The organism is Flavobacterium flavipallidum, from assembly GCF_038289905.1.
Taxonomy (GTDB): domain Bacteria; phylum Bacteroidota; class Bacteroidia; order Flavobacteriales; family Flavobacteriaceae; genus Flavobacterium; species Flavobacterium flavipallidum.
Genome location: NZ_JBBYHU010000009.1, coordinates 63909 through 85228, shown reverse-complemented (window position 1 = coordinate 85228; position 21320 = coordinate 63909). Strand labels below are relative to the sequence as shown.

Annotated in this window: 19 protein-coding genes; 9 read left to right on the top strand and 10 right to left on the bottom strand. The window is 32.7% G+C overall.

Annotated features, from left to right (window positions below; all coding sequences use genetic code 11):
- Positions 1–8: 8 nt before the first annotated feature.
- Complete coding sequence (locus tag AAEO59_RS06765) at positions 9–2252, bottom strand: GH92 family glycosyl hydrolase (RefSeq protein ID WP_341699979.1); 2244 nt, start codon at positions 2250–2252, stop codon at positions 9–11.
- 128 nt (positions 2253–2380) lie between these two features.
- Here AAEO59_RS06765 and AAEO59_RS06760 point away from each other — a divergent pair, with 128 nt between their 5' ends.
- Entirely contained in the window at positions 2381–3439 is a 1059-nt protein-coding gene (locus AAEO59_RS06760) for a sensor histidine kinase (RefSeq protein ID WP_407934922.1), read from the top strand.
- 64 nt (positions 3440–3503) lie between these two features.
- Positions 3504–4217, top strand: coding sequence for a LytR/AlgR family response regulator transcription factor (locus tag AAEO59_RS06755; RefSeq protein WP_341699977.1), 714 nt, complete (start codon positions 3504–3506; stop codon positions 4215–4217).
- 124 nt (positions 4218–4341) lie between these two features.
- On the opposite strand, the gene nagB is transcribed toward AAEO59_RS06755, so the two are convergent.
- Both nagB and AAEO59_RS06745 read right to left on the bottom strand, forming a co-directional pair.
- Positions 4342–6255: a glucosamine-6-phosphate deaminase gene (nagB, locus tag AAEO59_RS06750; RefSeq protein ID WP_341699976.1), complete on the bottom strand. Its 1914-nt coding sequence runs from the start codon at positions 6253–6255 to the stop codon at positions 4342–4344.
- A gap of 144 nt (positions 6256–6399) precedes the next feature.
- The gene (locus tag AAEO59_RS06745; protein ID WP_341699975.1) at positions 6400–8490 is read right to left on the bottom strand and encodes an alpha-L-fucosidase; all 2091 of its coding nucleotides are present in this window, start codon (positions 8488–8490) and stop codon (positions 6400–6402) included.
- A gap of 220 nt (positions 8491–8710) precedes the next feature.
- On the opposite strand from AAEO59_RS06745, the gene AAEO59_RS06740 reads away from it, so the two are divergent.
- Both AAEO59_RS06740 and AAEO59_RS06735 read left to right on the top strand, forming a co-directional pair.
- On the top strand, positions 8711–9271 hold the full coding sequence (locus AAEO59_RS06740) for a DUF6642 family protein (protein ID WP_341699974.1): 561 nt from the start codon (positions 8711–8713) through the stop codon (positions 9269–9271).
- 106 nt (positions 9272–9377) lie between these two features.
- Entirely contained in the window at positions 9378–10094 is a 717-nt protein-coding gene (locus AAEO59_RS06735; RefSeq protein WP_341699973.1) for a DUF4339 domain-containing protein, read from the top strand.
- 87 nt (positions 10095–10181) lie between these two features.
- On the opposite strand, the gene AAEO59_RS06730 is transcribed toward AAEO59_RS06735, so the two are convergent.
- Positions 10182–11210, bottom strand: a complete 1029-nt coding sequence (locus AAEO59_RS06730) for a LacI family DNA-binding transcriptional regulator (protein ID WP_341699972.1) — start codon at positions 11208–11210, stop codon at positions 10182–10184.
- Between the two features lie 159 nt (positions 11211–11369).
- Between AAEO59_RS06730 and AAEO59_RS06725 the strand changes: the two genes are divergently transcribed.
- From AAEO59_RS06725 to AAEO59_RS06715, 3 genes are read left to right on the top strand one after another with little or no spacing between them, the layout of a single operon-like run.
- Positions 11370–12383: a zinc-binding alcohol dehydrogenase family protein gene (locus AAEO59_RS06725; protein WP_341699971.1), complete on the top strand. Its 1014-nt coding sequence runs from the start codon at positions 11370–11372 to the stop codon at positions 12381–12383.
- A gap of 4 nt (positions 12384–12387) precedes the next feature.
- Positions 12388–13215 carry an amidohydrolase family protein gene (locus tag AAEO59_RS06720; RefSeq protein WP_341699970.1) on the top strand — a complete coding sequence of 276 codons (828 nt, stop codon included), beginning with the start codon at positions 12388–12390 and terminating at the stop codon, positions 13213–13215.
- A 3-nt stretch (positions 13216–13218) separates the two neighbouring features.
- Positions 13219–14010 (top strand): SDR family oxidoreductase, encoded by a 792-nt coding sequence (locus AAEO59_RS06715; protein WP_341699969.1) that lies wholly within the window; start codon positions 13219–13221, stop codon positions 14008–14010.
- Positions 14011–14080: 70 nt separating this feature from the next.
- On the opposite strand, the gene AAEO59_RS06710 is transcribed toward AAEO59_RS06715, so the two are convergent.
- The 5 genes from AAEO59_RS06710 to AAEO59_RS06690 all read right to left on the bottom strand — a co-directional run bounded on the left by AAEO59_RS06710 (position 14081) and on the right by AAEO59_RS06690 (position 17686).
- Positions 14081–15544, bottom strand: coding sequence for an AAA family ATPase (locus AAEO59_RS06710; RefSeq protein ID WP_341699968.1), 1464 nt, complete (start codon positions 15542–15544; stop codon positions 14081–14083).
- A gap of 114 nt (positions 15545–15658) precedes the next feature.
- Positions 15659–16777: a vWA domain-containing protein gene (locus AAEO59_RS06705; RefSeq protein WP_341699967.1), complete on the bottom strand. Its 1119-nt coding sequence runs from the start codon at positions 16775–16777 to the stop codon at positions 15659–15661.
- 130 nt (positions 16778–16907) lie between these two features.
- Complete coding sequence (locus AAEO59_RS06700; RefSeq protein ID WP_341699966.1) at positions 16908–17282, bottom strand: YchJ family protein; 375 nt, start codon at positions 17280–17282, stop codon at positions 16908–16910.
- A 7-nt stretch (positions 17283–17289) separates the two neighbouring features.
- Positions 17290–17523 carry a hypothetical protein gene (locus tag AAEO59_RS06695; protein ID WP_341699965.1) on the bottom strand — a complete coding sequence of 78 codons (234 nt, stop codon included), beginning with the start codon at positions 17521–17523 and terminating at the stop codon, positions 17290–17292.
- A 10-nt stretch (positions 17524–17533) separates the two neighbouring features.
- Positions 17534–17686: a hypothetical protein gene (locus AAEO59_RS06690; RefSeq protein ID WP_341699964.1), complete on the bottom strand. Its 153-nt coding sequence runs from the start codon at positions 17684–17686 to the stop codon at positions 17534–17536.
- A gap of 273 nt (positions 17687–17959) precedes the next feature.
- Here AAEO59_RS06690 and AAEO59_RS06685 point away from each other — a divergent pair, with 273 nt between their 5' ends.
- Positions 17960–20317, top strand: coding sequence for a sensor histidine kinase (locus AAEO59_RS06685; protein ID WP_341699963.1), 2358 nt, complete (start codon positions 17960–17962; stop codon positions 20315–20317).
- Positions 20317–20706, top strand: coding sequence for a response regulator (locus AAEO59_RS06680; protein WP_341699962.1), 390 nt, complete (start codon positions 20317–20319; stop codon positions 20704–20706). Before AAEO59_RS06685 ends, AAEO59_RS06680 begins: the two co-directional genes overlap by 1 nt.
- Here AAEO59_RS06680 and AAEO59_RS06675 read toward each other — a convergent pair.
- Complete coding sequence (locus AAEO59_RS06675; protein ID WP_341699961.1) at positions 20703–21263, bottom strand: hypothetical protein; 561 nt, start codon at positions 21261–21263, stop codon at positions 20703–20705. The genes AAEO59_RS06680 and AAEO59_RS06675 overlap by 4 nt on opposite strands.
- Positions 21264–21320: the final 57 nt, after the last annotated feature.

Below are 21320 nucleotides of genomic sequence, written 5' to 3'. Positions count from 1 at the left end.
TTCTAATATTATTTTGTTAATCCCCAATTTTTATTTGGCTCAGACCCCATAACAAAATGTAAAGTCCCACCGTCTAATAGCTGTTGATGTGTAATGGTTGTTTGATTAAACGGTAATCCGTTTAGTGTTGCCGATTGTATGTAAAAATTCTTTGCTGAAACATTCGCTGCTTCAATAATAAATTTCTTTCCTTGAGGAAGATTAAGCGTTGTTTTTTCAAAAATTGGACTGCCAATTTCATATTCTCCTGAAGCAGGATTCATAGGATACAATCCCATGGAACTAAAAATATACCAAGCCGACATTTGTCCGCAATCTTCATTTCCGCTTAATCCATTAGGAGTTGTATTGTATTGCGTATCTAAAATATGGCGTACCCAATATTGTGTTCTCCACGGTTGTTTAGCATGATTGAACATATATGCAATATGATGACTTGGTTCATTTCCATGCGCATATTGACCTATTAATCCTGAAATGTCAGCCGAAATATTATTACCGGTTATTTCTGAACTTTCTGTAAATAATTGTTCTAAGCGTTTGCTGAACTTTTCGTTTCCACCATGTAAACGAATAAAAGCATCTACATCATGAGGTACAAACCAGCTGTGTTGCCAAGCATTACCTTCGGTATAATCAGTATGTTCTCTATGGTTCGAATGTTTAGGATCAAAAGGCTCATTCCAGGATTTTCCATCAGCTGCTTTTCCTCGCATGAATCCGGATTTGGCATCAAATAAAAATTCGTAGGCTTTTGAACGATTTAGGAAATAGTTATAATCTTCTTCTTTACCTAAAGATTTAGCCATTTGAGCCACACACCAATCATCGTAAGCATATTCTAAAGTAATTGTAACCGACTCATCCAAAAGATTATATGGAATAAAACCATATTTCTTGTACAAATCTAATCCGCGTTCATTTTGCATCATAGTGCTTTTCATCGCTTCATAGGCTTTTTCGACATCAAAACCTTTAATACCATTATTATAAGCATTCATAATTACCGGTATGGCGTGATATCCTGTCATCGTATTGGTTTCGTTAGCATACAAAGTCCAAACTGGTAAAATTTTCTTGGTTTCATAATAGGCTAACATCGAATTGATAAGATCAGAAACCTTATCAGGAGCTACTAAAGTCAACAAAGGATTTTCGGCTCTAAAAGTATCCCAAAGCGACAAAGTAGAATAAGCGGTATAATCTTTAGCCGTAATAATTTTATCATCTTCTCTTCTAAACTGACCATTCTTATCGCTATAAGTTACCGGCGCTAATTGTGAATGATAGAGTGCTGAATAAAAAATTGTTTTAAGAGAATCGACTGATGTTTCTACTTCGATAGGATTTAAAGCTGTATTCCAGGTTTTAGTAGCTGTTGCTTTTACTTTATTAAAATCAAAATTGCTTTTGTCTAAATTTTCTTTAGCATTAGCTACACTTACAGAAGAAATTGCAACCTTAGAATACAATTCATTTGAATTTTTATGATCAAAAAATAATTGTGCAATTGTTTTTTCTCCTGATGCACTTATGCCGGCTATATTCTTTTCATCGGCAACTAATCCCCATTTAGAAATAGGTTTTGAAAATTGAGCTACGAAAAAAACTTTTTGATTTTTGGCCCATCCTGTACTGTAACGATAACCACTTATTGTCGTTTCATTTTCGATGGTAATTTCGGTTTTGGTAGCCTTATCCCAATTGATAGCAAAACCTAAATCAACAATAACCGATTGTAAATCTTTATCTTCAAAAGTATATTTATGGAAAGCGGTTCTTTGCGAAGCTGTTAATTCTACATTGATTTTAGAATCATTTAAATAAACCTGATAATAACCTGGTTTTGAAGTTTCATTTTTATGACTGTAGGTGGATTTATAAGCCAGTAAATCTCTGGAAGTTGCTTTAGTTGTTAATTCAATTTGTTTATTGATTGGCATAAAAAGAATATCAGCCAAATCCCCAATACCCGTTCCGCTTAAATGCAAATGACTAAAACCCGCAACTATCGAATCCGAATAATGATAACCGGAACACCAATCCCAACTTGAAAAACCATTATCAGGACTTACCTGAATCATCCCAAACGGAACTGTTGCCCCGGGATAGGTATGACCATGACCTCCGGTTCCAATAAAAGGATTTACATATTGAACTAAATCATCATATTTAGCTGTCCTTTTTTCGCTATTTGATTTACAATTTGTAAGCAAAGTTGCCGATAAAACAAGTAAAGCGATATTCTTCATAAACGATATTCTTATATTTAACACTAAATTTATATAAATTTGACAGCTGTTGAAATAATTTTAGACGGACAACAATTAAACACGGCTAAACACCAAAAAAACACCTCGAAAACCCTAAAATCAAAAACATGTTTTTTAATTCTAACAAGCTTCATAAAATTCCATTGCATTACCATGTAGTGTTCTGGTCAGTTTATTTCATTTTTAATACTTTTAGATGGGGAAGCTATTTCAATGATTACCTCTATTCATTAAAATCTAATCTGCTGGGATTCCCTATTCACATGACACTTTGTTATTTGAATATTTTGGTTCTCATGCCAAATTTTGTTTACAAAAAAAAGTACACGCTTTACATAATTCTCTTACTCCTTTCTATATTTTGTATGGTGATGGTTAAATTTAATCTCACTTATTATTTAATCAATCACAATGTGTGGCCAGAAGGACCGGAACGTATAGAAATACTGACTTTGAATTATACGATAGATATGATGATAGGCGAACTATATGTAATTACTTTTGTAACCGCTATTAAAATTACACTTGACTTTATCAAAGAACACAAAAGAGTTACCGATTTAGAAAAAGCCAATTTGGAAACAGAATTACTTTTTTTAAAATCTCAAATATCTCCGCATTTCTTTTTTAACACTCTAAATAACATCTACTCCTTATCAGTAGAAAAATCAAATAAGACACCTAAGATTATCCTAAAATTGTCTGAATTAATGCGCTATATGTTGTATGAAACACAAAGCAAAAGACAAACGCTGGAAAACGAAATTCTTTGTATTCAAAACTATCTTGATCTAGAACGAATTCGACATGATGAAAGACTCGAAGTAAATATGTATATTTCGGGAGATATTCATGAAAAAGAGATTTCTCCTATGCTTTTATTGACATTCATAGAAAATTCTTTCAAACATGGTGCTAATAAAAATGTAGGTAATGTTAAAATAGACATTAACTTCAAAATCAAAGAAGATTTTCTCTATTTTTCGGTTTCAAACCCAATGCCTGCCGTTACGAATCATGTAGACAATTTAAGTAAATCCAGTGGAATTGGTATTGAAAATGTTAAAAAAAGACTTGAATTAGGCTATAATAAAAGTGATTATAAACTTTCTATTAAAAATAAAAACAATAATTTTGTTGTCAAGCTTAAAATTAAAGTTGCCTAAAGATCCTTTGACACTATTCAAAACAAACTTTAATTAAATTGACCTAAAAATAATATATCCAACAATGAAAATTAAATGTCTGATAATTGATGACGAACCATTAGCAATTAATGTTATTAAAAATTATATCGAACAAATTGAAGAATTAGAATTAGTAAAAACCTTTAACAATTCAATCGAAGGTTTGAATTATTTAAAAAACAATACTGTTGATGTTATCTTCCTTGACATAAATATGCCTGTACTGGATGGTATTAATTTTATTAAAAGTTTAGAAAATCCTCCTCTTTTAATAATTACAAGTGCTTACGACGAATTTGCTATACAAACTTATGAATTAGATGTTCTTGACTATTTAGTCAAACCCATTGAATTTCCAAGGTTGATGAAGGCTATCAATAAAGTTTACAAAAGACTCGATGCTACAAACAAAACAGCTATTGACAACTCCAAAGAAAACCCTTTCATCTTTGTAAAAATTGACAAAAAGAAAATGAAAAAAATTTTCTTAGATGAAATTTTGGTTATCGAAAGTTTAAAAGATTATTTAAAAATCAACACAACTTCGGGAAGATATATCATCCACAGTACCCTATCTGATTTCACCAATTTATTACCCGAAAGAGATTTTATAAGAATACATCGTTCCTACACCGTAGCTGTTAATAAAATTGATGCTGTAGAAGGAAATAGTATTGAAATTGAAGGACTAAGATATGTTATTGGAAGATCCTATATTGACGAAGTAAAACAACGAATTCTAAACAATTCGCTCTAATAAAATCATTGATTCAAATCTATATAAAACAAAAAAAATGCAATCATTACGATTGCATTTTTGTTAATGTAATTTAGTAAATAACCAACAAAAACTAAAATTACACTTGCTAACCAACCAAACTTTAAAAGTGATAACGCTTAAATGCTTCAATCGCAGCGTAATCAGCTAAACCTAAATCATTATATTTTTTTGCTGTTGCTCTGTTTCTATCTTCGGCACGTACCCAGAACTCTCTGCTATCATCACCCTGGAACATAACTCCGTCTTTTTGAGATTGATGGTAAAAAATAGCGTGTCGTTTTTTCAATACCTGATCCGGACTCATAGGAACTGCCATTTCAATTTGATAAGATTCCCATTCGTGCCAAGCACCTCGGTACAACCAAACCCAACAATCATCCATATAACTATTGTGCTTTAATTGTTTTAATGCTTCAAACAAACTATCTAAACACACTTTATGCGTTCCATGAGGATCGGCTAAATCTCCGGCTGCATAAATTTGATGTGGTTTTATATCTTCAATAAGATCACACATTATTTTAATATCAGCTTCAGTAAGATTTCCTTTTTTTACTGTTCCTGTTTCATAAAACGGTAAATTCAAGAAATGAACATTAGCATCTGGAACTCCTAGATAACGTGTTGCAGCTAGCGATTCACTTCTTCTAATCAATCCTTTTAGTTGTCTAACCTGAAGAGAATCAATATCATTTTCCCCTTTATTTTTCAAGAAATCAATAACTTCTTTAGACTCTTTAGACTCAAAATTTAAAACAGAAGAAACTTCTGCAAATTTTAATGCCTCCTCATTTGAAACTGCAATATTCCCCGAAGTTTGGTAAGCAATATGAACCTCGTGTCCTTGCTCAACTAATCGATCAAAAGTACCTCCCATTGAAATTACATCATCATCAGGATGCGGACTGAAAATAATTACTCTTTTTTTAGCCGGATTAGAACGCTCCGGTCTGTAAGTATCATCAGCAAATGGTTTTCCACCCGGCCATCCTGTAATGGTATGCTGCAAATGATTGAACATTTTTATATTCAAATTATAGGCAGTTCCTTCCTCTGCCAATAAGCCTGACATACCATTATCGTTATAATCTTTATCCGTTAACTTCAAAATAGGTTTACTGGTTAATTCACTTAACCACACTACAGCTTTTAACTTTAATTCGTCAGTCCAAACACATGATTTAACTAACCATGGCGTTTTCACTCGCGTTAATTCAGATGATGCCTCTGTATCTAAAACAAAAGTGGTATTGTTATGCTCTTGTAAATAAGTAGCCGGAACTTGAGATGACATTTCGCCTTCAATAGTTTTTTTCAATATTTCAGCCTTACTAATACCCCAACCTAATAAAACTATTCTTTTAGCATTTCGAACAGTTCCAATTCCCATTGTAATGGCTTTTCTAGGTACATTATCAATCCCTAAAAATGAAGGAGCCGCATCTGCTCTGGTCAAATGGTCTAAAGTAATACTTCTAGTTCCTGAATTAATGTGAGAACCTGGTTCGTTAAAACCAATGTGTCCTGTTCTTCCAATTCCTAAAAGTTGAAAATCCAATCCTCCATAAGAAATGATCTTCATTTCATAATCAATACAATATTGTTGTAATTCTTCTGCACTAACTGTTCCATTTGGAATATTAACATTTTCAGGAAGTATATCTACATGATTAAAAAGGTGTTCATGCATAAAATGATGGTAACTCTGAATATTATTTTTATCCATAGGATAATATTCGTCTAAGTTAAATGTTACCACATTTTTAAAACTCAAATTCTCCTCCTTATGCATTCTCACAAGTTCTTCATAAACCTTAATTGGTGATGAACCTGTTGCTAAACCCAGAACGCATGGCTCATTTAATTCTTCTTTTCTGTGAATTAAATTAGCTAATTCGTGAGCAACTAATATCGAGGCTTCTTTTGAGGATTCGAAAATAACATTATGAATTTTTTCGAAACGTGTTTCTTCAAACTTTCCAGCTTCTCTGTAACTAATACCTTCTTTAAACATAACCACTTTTTTTATTTATATCATAAAATTACTATTTCATATTAGCCTGAAATCATAAATTCGACTAACAACAAGCCTACTTCGGCAAAAAACATTTTTCAACGATTTTTATAATTATTATTATTCCGATTTTTGACTTTAAAACTATTCTACAACACTAATTTCTCCTATTGTAATCTCCTTAGAATCAGCAACCGTTGTTTTAGCAACAAAACGCAAATACCTGGCATTTATAGCATTAAAAAGCTTTACTTGTTCAATAGGATTGTTTTTAATATTTGAAAATTCACCCTCTGATTGTATCTTCCAGTCCACTCCATCAGAACTGCTATATAATTCATAGTTCGAAATTAAACCAGGATTTTCAACCGCTTGATTTGGAGTATAAGTGAATCCTTTAATACTGATTAGATTTCCTAAATCAATCACTACTTCTTGAGATTGCTGACTCAAATCCTCTCCAAAACTCCATACTGAATCCGGATTACCATCAATAATTTTATTAGCCGTTTGCAAATCTCCGCTGGATATCGAAACAATTTTCCAATTTTCCTTAGAAATACCATATTTGATATTTCTAACCGCACTACTAATTCCTTCTTCATTTATCGAAACAGCGTTTATTACTACGGCTTTATCATATTTAAAAGGAGCGGTATATTTTGTAGCAGCTTTTGAAGGTTTTGAACCATCAAGCGTATAATAAATAGGAGTTTCGGCTTCTGCTTCCATTGTTACTATACCGCTTTTATCTCTTTTAATTATTGGCATTTTAACAAATGTTGGCGCATTAAAAGCCTGAATATTCGAAATTACAATAGAAGCTTTAGCATCTGTAATTGTAATTCTGAGAGCGGTAGCTGTAACTCTGGCTAATCTTAATATTCTTTTGTAACCAATAGTGGTTTCGCTGGCTATCGTTTGCCATTTACCATCCACTTTGGCTTCTACAGTAAATGCTTTCACTCTTTGACCCAATTTGATATTTTCCTTAAGCAATAATCTATTGAATGCCGTTGGTTTAGGAAATGTAAAAAGTATAGAAGCTTTCGTTACATTGTCATCAGTTGCCCAATAACTTTCCTTATTAGCATCATTTGTATTTTTGGGAGCATATAAATTATTATTTCCTCGGAAATTATCAGCTGTAGCTTTAGCCTTAGATAAAACTTCTGTCTTAAAATCGGCTTTAATTACGGCCGCATATTCTTTTAAACGTTGAATATCGTTTTCATGAATTAACCCTCTTCTGTCCGGCGGAATATTCAATAAAAAACTGGCATTTCGTCCCACCGAATGATAATAAAAATCCACCATTTCATCTAATGTATGTACTTTATCATCCTCTGATTTATGATAAAACCAGCCTGGTCTTATAGATACATCCACTTCGCCTGGCACCCATTTTTCACCATTTTCATGACCAGACATATATTCGGTATAATGTACTTTTCCGGCCAAATCATCTTTTTGTCTCAAAAGACTCCAATTGGTCGCATTTGCATAACCTTCTTCGTTACCAATCCATCGCGCTTCAGAAGGCCCAATTCCCCAAACCAATGTTTTAGGAGCCAGACTATAAATCATTTTATAAGTTTCATCCCAGTTGTAATATTCAAGGGTATTAATTTTTCTAATTTCATTAGCTCCTCCATAATAACCATCACCTCCATTCGCCCCGTCAAACCACATTTCAAAAACATCGCCATAGTTAGTAAGCAATTCTTTTAGTTGATTTCTAAAATAAGTTATGTATTCAGGTTTCCCATAAGCCGGATGATTGCGATCCCATGGAGATAAATACAACCCAAATTTCAAATTATATTTTTTGCAGGCCTTAGATAACTCTCTAACAACATCTCCTTTTCCGTTTTTCCAAGGAGAATTTTTAACGGAACGTTCAGTAAAGGCAGATGGCCATAAGCAAAATCCATCATGATGCTTAGCTACTAAAATTATCCCTTTCAATCCCGCCTCTTTTACAACTTTTGCCCATTGATTTGCGTCTAAAGCTGAAGGATTAAACAATTCAGGCGATTCATTCCCATAGCCCCATTCTTTATTGGTAAAAGTATTGAGCGAAAAATGCACAAACGCATAAGACTCCATTTCATGCCATTTGAGTTGTTTTTCAGAAGGAAGTGGTCCAAAAGCTTTTGGTGGATTAACTAATTTCTGACTGTAAACAGGAAAAAATGCAGTTAAAAAACTAAATAATAAAAACAGTTTTTTCATTATAATTAGGCGATATTTAAAGATAAATCATTCATTTAAAATATAAATTTACAGCAATTTAATTCCTGACTTATATATTTTCGACCAATAACATTTTTACAACTATTTAGGTAAATAATAATCCTCTAAAACATAAAAAAGAATTAGTATCCACTACAAAAAAAACTATTCTTTTAAGTATATCTTTGCTAACTTTTATATCAATTCAAAACACGCTGAAATGGTCCATGAGAACTTTATTTTTTGTCTTGAAGGCGTCCCTGACGTAGAAACTACTGTTACTACCGAAGTGCTTAAAAATTTAGAGCATCTGGCTTTTGAAAATAAAATATCCAGTATTTATAAAAGCTGTGACACAATAGAAGGTCTTGAAGAAAGTATTGGCGCTTTACTCTATGACGACCATAATTTCAAAGATTACCAAATTATTTATTTAGTAATGCCGGGACAGGAAAATAGCATTTGCCTTCACAACTACTATTATAGCATAGAAGAAATAGCCGAATTATTTGAAGGAAAATTAAAAGGAAAAATTATCCATTTTGCCAATGAAAAAGTACTGGATTTAACTTCCGAAGAAGCACAGTACTTTCTTGATATTACAGGTGCCAGAGCCATTTCGGGTTACGGAATCAAAAACCAAAAAATTAGCAGTATTCATCTGGATAAACTCTTTTTTAATCTATGTGATGAATTAGATGATATTATCGAAATTGTAGAAGAATTACATCAAAAAAACTATGCTCTTTGTAAACTACTTGACTTCAGATTGTACTACTAAATTAATCATGTGAATTTTTAAAATTCGGCAAACTTTTATAATTTCGAAAAGCTTATATCAATTCTTAATTTCTGTATAATTTCAAAAAGAAATTCAATATTTAATAATGAAAAAGTACTATTTACATAACGGTGTTGAAAGCAGTGGTCCTTTTGACTTGTCCGAATTAGAAATAAAACAAATTACAGCAACAACGCCAGTGTGGTTCTCAGGATTGCCGGACTGGAAAACTGCTGCCGAAATTGAAGAACTTCAAGTACTTCTAAAAGTGAGTCCCCCACCATTTAAAACTCTTGAACCCGAAACGGAAAAGATAGCAAAGGAAAAAGTAAAAAAGTCCAAAATCATGGGACTTCATAAAAACACCTTTTATTTGGTGCTATTATTTGTTGTATTATTTATAGGGAGTTTTGTTTTAAATATTTTGGAAGAAAACAGAAAAGAAGAATTAAGCAAAATAAACCATCAAACAGAAATTGAAAACCGTCAATTTTTACTTAAAGAAAGAGAACTCAAGGAACAAAATGAACGTTTAGCGGAACAACAAAGACTGGAAGAAGAACGAATTGCCAAAGAAAAAAAAGATACTATTAACAAAAGGCTTTCTGAAATTCAAATAGGTAAAATAGAAATTCAAACGCTTTTAGATGAAGCTAAAAATAAATTAATCAAAGCGAATAATTTTCAACTTTTTAGAACTCCAGATGAAAAAAGCAGAGAAATAAATGCATTACAGGCGGAAATTTCACATCTTAAAAGTGAATTGGAAATATTAGACAATGAACGCAATCAATTGGAATTAGAATTAGAAAGATTGCATTAAAAGTATTTCAGTACTTCCCAAAATAAAAAGAGAAAATACCAATTCAAAACCTGTATTTGAACAAAGAAACCTTCTTTATTTTTTTTATCATTTCAAATTCTTAGCTGAAGATTGCCTGATAATCAATTCCGGTTCCAGAATGATTCGGTTAACCGTTTTTTTCTTCGGGTTTTTCATTCGGTCTAAAAAAGCTTCTGCGGCCAATTTCCCTATTTGGTCACTATGCTGATTTACGGTCGAAATAGATGGCTGAGTAAGTGAAGTAAAAGGTTCATCACTAAAACCAATCAGCGCCATTTCCTCGGGTACTTTTATATTATTCTCTAAAAGTACCTGCAAAGCACCTAATGCAGCTATATCACCAGCCACATAAACTGCATCCGGTCTTTCAGGCGAATCCAATAATTGCTGCATAATACGACGTCCGTCTTCTACCCTAAGATTACTTTCAATAATCCAGTTATCATCCATTTTCAAATCCCATTTTTCAAGCGCATCTATATAACCACGAATCCTTTCTTTATAAATACGAATGTGCTTAAAACCTGCAATATGAGCGATCTTTTTACAGTTTTGAGAAACTAAATGATCTACTACTAAGTGACTGCTTTTATAATCATCAATTCCCACATAGTCTACATGTAACTCTTCTTCCCCACGGTCAAACAATACGAGTTCTGTTCCTTTGGATTTAATTTTTTTATAATATTCTAAATCAATTGTTTCGTTAGCCATAGAAGCAATGATTCCATCTACTTGGATTTTGAGTAAAGTATCAATCTCCTGACATTCTTTGGCAAACAACTCATTAGACTGCGTCATAATGATACTGTAACCATTTAGATTCAGTACTTTTTCAATATTTTCCATTACCGAGGAAAAGAAATGGCTGTTTACACGAGGAATTATCACTCCCACCAGATTACTCTTCCCTTTACGCAAAGCACTCGACAAATAATTAGGCTGATAATCCAGTTGAACTGCCGCTTCTTTCACCGCAATTTTAGTCTTTTCACTTATTCTGGGATGATCATTCAATGCTTTTGAAACCGCCGAAGGTGTTAAACCTAATACCGCTGCAATATCTTTTATGGTAGATTTCTTTTTATTTTCCAATTTAGTTTCTATATTTGTTCAAACGATTGAACAAATATAACATTTTATACCAAAAACACAATACTCAGGTAATTGTGTTTTTTTTATTTTAAAAAGTGTTCAAACGATTGAACAAATTAAAATAAACATCAAAAAGAGATAAATACTAATATTTTATACATGAAATACATTGTTTGCGAAAAACCGGGAGAATTTATTTTAAAAGAAAAAGAAGCTCCGGTTAGAAAAGAAAACGAAGCTTTATTACAAATCAACAAGGTTGGAATTTGCGGAACCGATTTACACGCTTATGGTGGAAATCAGGCTTTCTTTACCTACCCTAGAATTTTAGGACACGAATTAGCTTCAACAGTTTTAGAAATTGGAGAGAATGAAAGAGGAATTAAAGCCGGAGATAATGTGGTAGTAATGCCTTATGTAAGCTGCGGAACTTGTATTGCCTGTAGAAACGGAAAAACGAACTGTTGTACTAACATCAAAGTTCTAGGCGTACATACTGATGGAGGAATGCAAGAACAAATTACTGTTCCGGCTTCTATCCTATTGCCTGCTAACAATTTAACTAATGATCAAATGGCCATTGTAGAGCCATTGGCAATTGGGGCTCACGCCATCCGTAGAGCAGCGATTGTTCCTGGTGAAACTATTGCTGTAATTGGTTGTGGACCTATTGGAATTGGAATTATGAAACTGGCTCAAATTGCAGGAGCAAAAGTGATTGCTATTGACATGAATGAGCAACGTTTGGCTTACGCCAAAGAAAAAATTGGCGTTGATTATACAGTTGTTGCCGGAGAAAATGCAGTAGAAGCCATTAAAGAAATTACAAATGGTGATTTGTGTACTGCAGTTTTTGATGCTTCGGGACACAAAGGCGCTTTAGAATCGGCTCCAAATTATATGTCACATGGAGGACGTTTTGTTTTAGTAGGTTTATCCAAAGGTGAATTGACCTACACACACCCTGCTATCCACGCCAAAGAAATGACTTTAATGTGCAGCCGAAATGCTACTACTGAAGATTTTGAACATGTCATCAATGTACTCAATCAATTCCCTACCGATTCTTTTATTACGCACACGGTACCTTATACAGAAATGATAGAAAACTTTGACAGTTGGTTAAATCCTGCAACAGGAGTTATCAAGGCTACTGTTGATTTTAAATTATAGTAATATGATAATCGATTCACATCAGCATTTTTGGATTTACGAAACCGAAAAACACGCCTGGATAGACGATGACATGAAAGTCATCAGAAAAAATTTTCTACCGGAAGATTTAAAAACCGTTTATCAGGAAAATGGTATTGATGGTTGTGTTGCCGTTCAGGCTGACCAAACATTGGCAGAAACCGATTTTCTTTTAGATTTGGCTTCAAAAAATGATTTTATCAAAGGAATTGTAGGCTGGGTTGATTTAAGAGCTTCGAATATCGAAACTGTTTTAGAGCAATACAGCAAATTTGAAAAACTCAAAGGTTTTCGTCATGTAGTTCAGGGCGAAGCGGATCATAACTTCATGTTACGTCCTGATTTTTTAAACGGAATTGCAGCGTTGGAAAAATACAATTTCACTTATGACATTCTTATTTTCCCACACCAATTAGGAACGGCTTTAGAATTAGTCCGTCGTTTTCCAAATCAAAAATTTGTTATCGATCATATTGCCAAGCCGTATATAAAAGATGGATTTTATGACGGTTGGGCTTCACTAATGAAAGCGATTAGCAAATTCCCAAATGTGAATTGCAAACTATCAGGAATGACCACCGAAGCCGATTACAATAACTGGACACCAGAACAAATCGAGCCTTATATACAATTGGTTTTAGAAGCATTTGGTGCTAACAGAATCCTTTTCGGATCCGATTGGCCAGTGTGCTTAGTGGCAGGGAATTATACCAAAACAAAAGAATTAATAACCAATTTTATTGCAAAATTAAATTCGAAAGAACAAGCCGCTATTATGGGGAATAATGCAATAGAATTTTATAACTTATAAATTATGGATTTAGGATTAAAAGGAAAAGTAGTCGTTATCACAGGGGCTGCTGGAATTAAAGGAAGTATTGGAGAAACGATTCTACAACATTTAGCTGCAGAAGGTGCAATTCCGGCTGTGATTGACAGAAATGATCGTGGATTTGCCTATGTAGAAGAATTACAACAAAAAGGAATTGACGCTTTATTTTGCAAAACAGACGTTACTAATCCTGTAGAAATCGAAAATGCAGTTGCTAAAATTGGAGCAAAATATGGTCGTATCGATGCATTGATTAATAATGTAGGTGTAAACGATGGCGCGGGATTAGATGCTTCTTACGAAGAATTTATGGATTCTTTAAAGTTAAATATGGTAAGCTACTTCGTAACTGTAAAAAATGCATTACCCTACTTAAAAGCCTCTAAAGGTCCTATCCTAAATATTGGATCAAAAGTAGGATTGACCGGTCAGGGAGGAACTTCCGGTTATGCAGCTGCAAAAGGTGGAGTTCTTGGATTAACCCGCGAATGGGCTGTGGATTTAATCAAATATTCCATCCGCGTCAATGCGATTATCATTGCCGAAAGCTGGACTCCAGCTTATGATACTTGGATTAAAACATTGGAAAACGGAGAAGAAAAATTACAATCTATCGTAAAAAAGATTCCTTTAGAAAACCGTATGACTACTCCGGACGAAATTGCCGATACTTGTTTATTTACAATATCAGAAAGATCGTCACATACTACTGGGCAATTTATCTTCTGTGACGGTGGATACGTTCATTTAGATCGTGCTTTGCTGACAGAATAATGCTTTCGCATAATTAAAAAAATCCGTTCTGATAGTTCATCGGAACGGATTTTTTTCATTTTATAAAACTTTATAATTTACTGATATAACTTCCGTAAATATCTTTGAATTGATAGCCTTCTGAAATTCTATCCTTACTTAATTTTCGATATTCTACTAAACCCCAAAGAATAAATTCTTCTACAAAAAACTTATCTTCTTTGGCCAAATCAGCTTGATATTCTTTTAATAAAATTTCTAAAGGAACAATCGCTCCCAAAATTCTTTGGTATTCTTCATCCGAACAATCATCTAACAATTCAAAACCACTTTCAGCAAAAAACCATTCTATCAAATCAGAATAAGCATTTTTTTCATTTGGTTTTTCCAGTTTTTCAATCTTTGGAAAATAATTAGGGAATAAAGTTTTAACGGCTTCGGCAATTAAACGTTCCGCCACCGCAGCAGCTCCCTCCTGTTCTCCTTCATAAACCAGTTCTACTTTTCCTGTTATCGCAGGAATAACACCCATAAAATCAGATAATCGCAAAGTAGTTTTATCCACACCGGCTTTTAAAGCACGACGTTCAGCAGCACTCATCAAATTTTCAAAAGCAGTAATACTCATACGGGCACTTACACCGCTTTTATGATCGATATACTCGCTTTCTCTGGCTTCAAAACTTATTTGTTCCAATAAATCCCTGGCTAAAGATGGCACATAAACAGTTTCGTTTTGCAATTCATCTAACTTGGCTTCCTGTTCCGTAATTGTTCTTGCTATTTGGATATTTTCCGGATAATGTGTCAAAATTTGAGACCCAATTCTGTCTTTCAAAGGCGTAACAATACTTCCTCTATTGGTATAATCTTCAGGATTAGCCGTAAATACAAATTGCATATCGAGAGGCATACGCAACTTAAAACCACGAATTTGAATATCGCCTTCCTGCAAAATATTAAACAAGGCAACTTGAATTCGCGCTTGTAAATCAGGTAACTCATTAATCACAAAAATACAACGATTAGCCCGCGGAATCATCCCGAAATGAATCACACGATCATCTGCATAGGATAATTTCAAATTAGCTGCTTTTATCGGATCTACATCACCTATCAAATCGGCTACAGTTACATCTGGAGTAGCTAGTTTTTCAAAAAAACGGTCGCTTTTATGCAACCAGGAAATTGGGGTTTCATCTCCTTTGGCAATTATTAAATCTTTTGCATAACGCGAAATTGGATGGAAAGGATCATCATTAATTTCTGAACCACTCACATACGGAATGTACTCATCTAACAACTCGACCATTTTTCGAGCCAATCGGGTTTTTGCCTGACCACGAAGTCCTAATAAATTAATATTATGTCGCGACAATATAGCTCGTTCCAACTCAGGGATAACCGTATTTTCAAAACCATGAACTCCTTCAAAAGTTGGAATACCTAATTTGATTTTTTCCCTCAAATTGTTTCGTAATTCGTCTTTTATCGTTTTACTTTTATATCCTGACGCTTTTAATTCGCCCAAGGTTTTTATGTTTTCTATTTTCATATTTAATATTTAAAAATTAAAAGATTGAATAATTAAAAGATTGCAATCATTGTCATTATTCAATAATCATTATTTCTAACCTCTTTTTTCTTGCTTCTTTAATCTATTTTCAGATTATTTAATTCTCTTTTTCCTATTCGTTTCATAATCTTCAAAAATCATTTCACCCAAACCTTTCAAGCCAGTATAAAAAGCCTTACCTTGATTAGCTTCGGTAAATTTATTGACAAATTTTTGCAGATAAGGATCAGATGCAATCATGAAAGTCGTAATAGGAATATGTAATTTTCTAGCTTGTTGTGCCTGAGTGTAACATTTATCAACGATGTATTCGTCCAAGCCATTACTATTCATGTAATAGGACCCATCGCGTTCTCTAACACAACTGGGTTTGCCATCTGTAATCATGAAAATTTGCTTGTTGGTATTGCGTTTTCTACGTAACATATCCATTGCCAATTGTAAACCGGCAACAGTATTCGTATGAAAAGGTCCTACTTTTAAATAGGGTAAATCTTTAATCGCAATTGGCCAGGCATCATTACCAAAAACCAAAATTTCCAATGTGTCTTTTGGATAACGTGTCGTAATCAATTCAGCCAATGCCATCGCTACTTTTTTGGCGGGGGTAATTCGGTCTTCACCATACAAAATCATGCTGTGACTGATATCAATCATCAATACGGTGCTCATTTGGGCTTTGTACTGCGCATCTTCCACCACCAAATCATTTTCGGTCAGCATAAATTGGTCTACGCCATTATTGACCTGAGCATTTCGCAAACTTTCGGTTAACGAAATACGTTCTAAACTGTCTCCAAAATGAAATTCCCTAAATTCTCCGGTATGTTCATCTCCGGTTCCTGAAAATTTTGTTTTATGATTACCATTTCCGGAACGTTTTAATTTTCCAAAAATCTGATCCAAAGCTTGTTGTCGAATGGCTCTTTCCGTTTTTGCAGTAATACCTAAACCCTGACTTCCATTATCCTTTAATTCTTCTTTGATGTAGCCTTTTTTCTTTAGATCTTCGATAAAATCGTCAATGGTATAATTTTCATCAGTCAGTTTGTATTCAACGTCTAATTCGCGTAGCCAACTGATAGCTTCGTCAAAATCTCCTGAAGTATGAGTGATTAATTCTTTGAAAATTTCAAATAATTTATCAAATGGAGATTGAAATGGAGCCTGATATTGTTTAAAATAAAATCCCTTTTTTATACTGTTTTCCATAGTCTTTAAAATTAACTCATTTTAAAGACTACTTCAAGCAAACAGTTATTAATTTTTAGTTAAAAAGAAATTCAATAAAGTGAAAATTTTCTTTTCCCCATCCCTAAAGGGTGGAAAATTTCTTTATTATTCAATGATACTCACCATCAACATAATACCAAATTCCATCTTCCTGAGCAAAGGTTGAAAACTCATGATGAATGTGTTGTTTTTTAGCTTTATCTAAATAATAAGCTTTAAACTCAACTGTGGTAGGAGTTACATTGAGAACTTCTAATTTTTGCCATTGGTTAGACGTAGCCCAAAGCAAAATATCTTCTTTAGAATACAGGGCTCTTTGTGAAACATGAGTAGTTTCAACCAGATAATCCGCCTGATGGGTAGCATAAGCACTATATCGGGAACGCATCAAGGCTTCGGCTGTTGGAGCCTTTTTTATACCTTTAATATAAGGCTCACAACAAGCTTCAAATGAATTTTGGGAATTACAATAACACTTAGTCATAGTTATTTTATTGAGCCTGTCCGTTTAGTGCAACAATTTTTTGATACAATTGATTCAATAGAACTTGATATTTACTCAACTCAACCAAATCTTCATCATCATCGCTAGTATCTAATAAATCATCTAATTGTTCACTTACATCCACTAATTTATTATTGGCCTCTTTAGCGTTTTTAGCAGCTATAAAATCAATTATTTCCTGAACTTCTGCTTTTAACAAAGCATATTTATCGTTTTCCATTTCTATTTAATTAATTGTTTTCTTCTGATGAATTTTCGTTGAATTTTTTCACCATGGCTTTTAATTTTTCTTTTCTAAGCATTTCTGCTTGTTTTGCCTTAGCCTGAGCCTTATGCAATTTATCGTTATGCTTCTTTATATTTTTTTCATTATTTCTTCCCATTTCAAAAATCAATTATTTTCTGTCAATTTAAAATATAAATTTGACTAGCAACGTTAAAATACAAACTAAATTCAAAAGTACTTATTTTCTACATTTTGCCTAACTCCAAGAGACTTAAAAAACACAAAAAACAACTTATTAAAAAAATTATAAAAAAACTCATTTCTGTCATAAATCTTTTAATTATTTTTCATAGTTTTGACGGAAAGCCTTTATATTTTGAGTAAATTTTATTATTTAACAAATAATTAAATATATTAAAAAACTAAATAAATGAATTTAATAAAATCTCTCTTCAGTCACAATAAATGGTTTACAATTAAGCCAAAATTGACAGGGGTATTATTCTTTTTATTTTTTTGCATCCTGTTTTCTCTTATCATTTCTCAGCAATATCGCATTGCGCAAAAAACAAAAAATGATGAGATGAATGCTATTCTTCAAAACATTCACAAAAGTATTGAACAGTCCTTAAAAGACAATTATGTGGATGCATTAACACTTGCCTTGACAATTAATGACAAAGGAAAACCCGAAAATTTTGAAGCAGTAGGAAAACAAATTATCGAAGCTGATAGTAGTATTGATGCTGTCCAGCTAGTACCTAAGGGAATTATTCGTTTCACCTATCCTGCTAAAGGTAATGAAGCTGCACAGGGCATTAATCTATTAACTAACAAAAAATACCGAACGGAAGCCTTAAAAGCAATACAAACCCGAAAAATGTATTTTGCAGGACCATTTGAGTTAAAACAAGGTGGATTAGGAATTTTAGGCCGAATTGCTGTTTACAAAAACAATAAATTTTGGGGATTTTCTGCTATTTTAATTCGATTAAAAACTTTATTAGATAAACCTGAAATAAAAAAAATTGATGCTAAGAAATATTATTTTCAATTTTCAAAAGTTGATCCTGTTACCCACAAAGAAGTTTTCTTTTTAGAAAACAAATTAAAAGTAGACGAAAAAAATGCTGTCACCTCAACAATACCTGATGGAGACTGGAAACTGTATCTTGTTGATAAAAATCCAAACGAACTTATTTTACCTTTCTTCGCATTTTCCCTATTATGGTTTTCTTTGGCTGCATTAATTGGATTTTTAACCACTTCATTTTATAAAAAACCTGCCGAATTAGAAAAATTAATAAAAGAACAATCGGATGAAATTTTAAAAAACGAAATTAAATTTAAAAGTGTTTTTGAACAAGCCTCCGTTGGTATTACTTATGTAGATACTGTTACAGGACAACTTTTAGAAGCCAACAAAAAATATTGTAATTTACTGGGTTACGACCAGGAAGAGATTAAACAAAAGAGCATCATTAATTTAATCCATCCTGATGATTTAGAAAAATCATTGACCAATTTTGAAAAATTAAGAAATGGTATTATAAAAGAATATACTACTGAAAGAAGGCATATTACCAAATCAAAAGATGTTATTTGGATTAAACTTACCATTTCTCCATTATGGGAAAATAACGGTGTACTCACTAATCATATTGCCATTGCCGAAGATATTACAGAACGAAAACTAGCTGAAGAAAAGATTTTGGATTCCCAAAAAAGAATAGAATCCCTGATTAATACAATAGACGGAATTGTATGGGAATGTGACGCCGAAACTTTGAAATTTAATTTTGTTAGCAAAAAAGTAGAAGATATTCTTGGTTATACTTCTGAGGAATGGATTAATACACCTAATTTTTGGGTTGATCACATTTATGAAAACGATAAAGAAGCTACTTTGAAATTTTGTATGGAAAAAACCAATCAAAATCTCAACCATGATTTCGAATACAGAATGGTAGCAAAAGACGGAAGAATTGTATGGCTGAGAGACATTGTTAATGTTATTATAGAAAGTGGACAGGCTAAAAGTCTTAGAGGAATTATGATTGATGTTACAAAAAACAAAGAAATTCAAAAAGACTTAAACAACTCATTCCATTTGGTTACCGAACAAAACAAGAGACTCCTAAATTTTTCTTATATCGTTTCTCATAATTTAAGATCACATACCAGCAATATCTCATCGATTGTTGATATAATTGAAAACTCAGATTCTGAAGAAGAAAAAGAAGAAATGATTCAATTATTAAAATCAGTTTCTGACTCACTAAATGAAACCATGCTCAATCTTAATGAAGTGGTTAATATTCAAACTAATATAGACATTGTTGTCGAAAAACTTAACTTAAAACAATATATCGACAATACACTAACCGTTTTGTCTGATCAAATTCAGTTCAAAGGAGTTCAGGTAATTTCTTCAATAGAAAAAGACGTAGAAATTATCTACAATCCGGCCTATTTAGAGAGCGTTTTATACAATCTTATTTCAAATGCAATTCGTTACAGCCATCATGACAGGCATCCAATAATTCATATCGACAGTTACAAAGAAGGTAAAAAAACGGTGCTTAAAATCTCCGATAACGGAATAGGTATTGATTTAGACAAAAACGGACATAAAATATTTGGTATGTATAAAAAATTCAGTACCCATAAAGACTCGAAAGGTATTGGTTTATTTATTACAAAAAATCAAATTGATGCTATGGGAGGCAGTATTACCGTGGAAAGTGAACCCAATTTAGGAACAACTTTTAAAGTATATATATCATAATGGAAAAAACAATTTGGGTAATTGACGATGATCCTATCTATCAAATCATCATGAAAAAAATAATCCTTAAATCAGGACTGTTTTCTACTACACAATCGTTTATAAATGGAAAAGAAGCCATTGATTCTTTGAAGAAAAACACTTCGGATAATACTTCATTTCCAGACATCATATTACTTGATATTGAAATGCCAGTTCTTGACGGATGGGGTTTTATGGAAGAAATTGCTAATCTAAAAAAACAAACAAGTATTTCGTTTAACATATACATCTCTAGCTCTTCTATTGCAATTGACGACAAAGAAAGAGCTAAAAACAACCCTAATATCATGGGTTATATGTCGAAACCTATAAGCCTTGAAGATTTAATAAAAATTGCCAAAACCTAACTTAAAAATTGTTCAGCTATTTCCCTTTTTATAGCATCTAAATTTTTATCAGTATTAATTAATTTATCGATAATTAAGGACCGTAAGAGACTAATATCATCGCAATCAAAATGTTTAGCCCAAGAACTCAATTCGATGATATTTCTAACTTGTTTAATCCTTTTAGTCGTGGCAACACTATTACGCAGCATCGTCTTTTGATCATAATTAGGATTTAATTTATGCTGATAACTTACGGTATTCTTATCGTAATCCATTTCTAAATAATACAATAAATCCTCTTTATTATCCGGATAAAATGAATCCCAAGTAGCAAAACCAATTTTGAATTTACTAAGCGTTTCCGGTTCCCTTGCTACTAATCTCCATTTACTATTAGCTAATCGTCCCCAATGATTGGATTTTCGATACATCCCTTCAGAAGTATAATAATAAGTACTCCCTGCTTTACTTTCAAATTGAACTTTTAAGCCTTCAACAGCTTCTGGAAGCACTTCATGAAATACACAAAAAGTATTTTTAAATGAATTTGGATGTGGTTTATAGTTCTTTTGCATGAGTGCAAATATAACCAGAATGCAACAATTTAATTAACTAACTTTGCCTCTTCAATT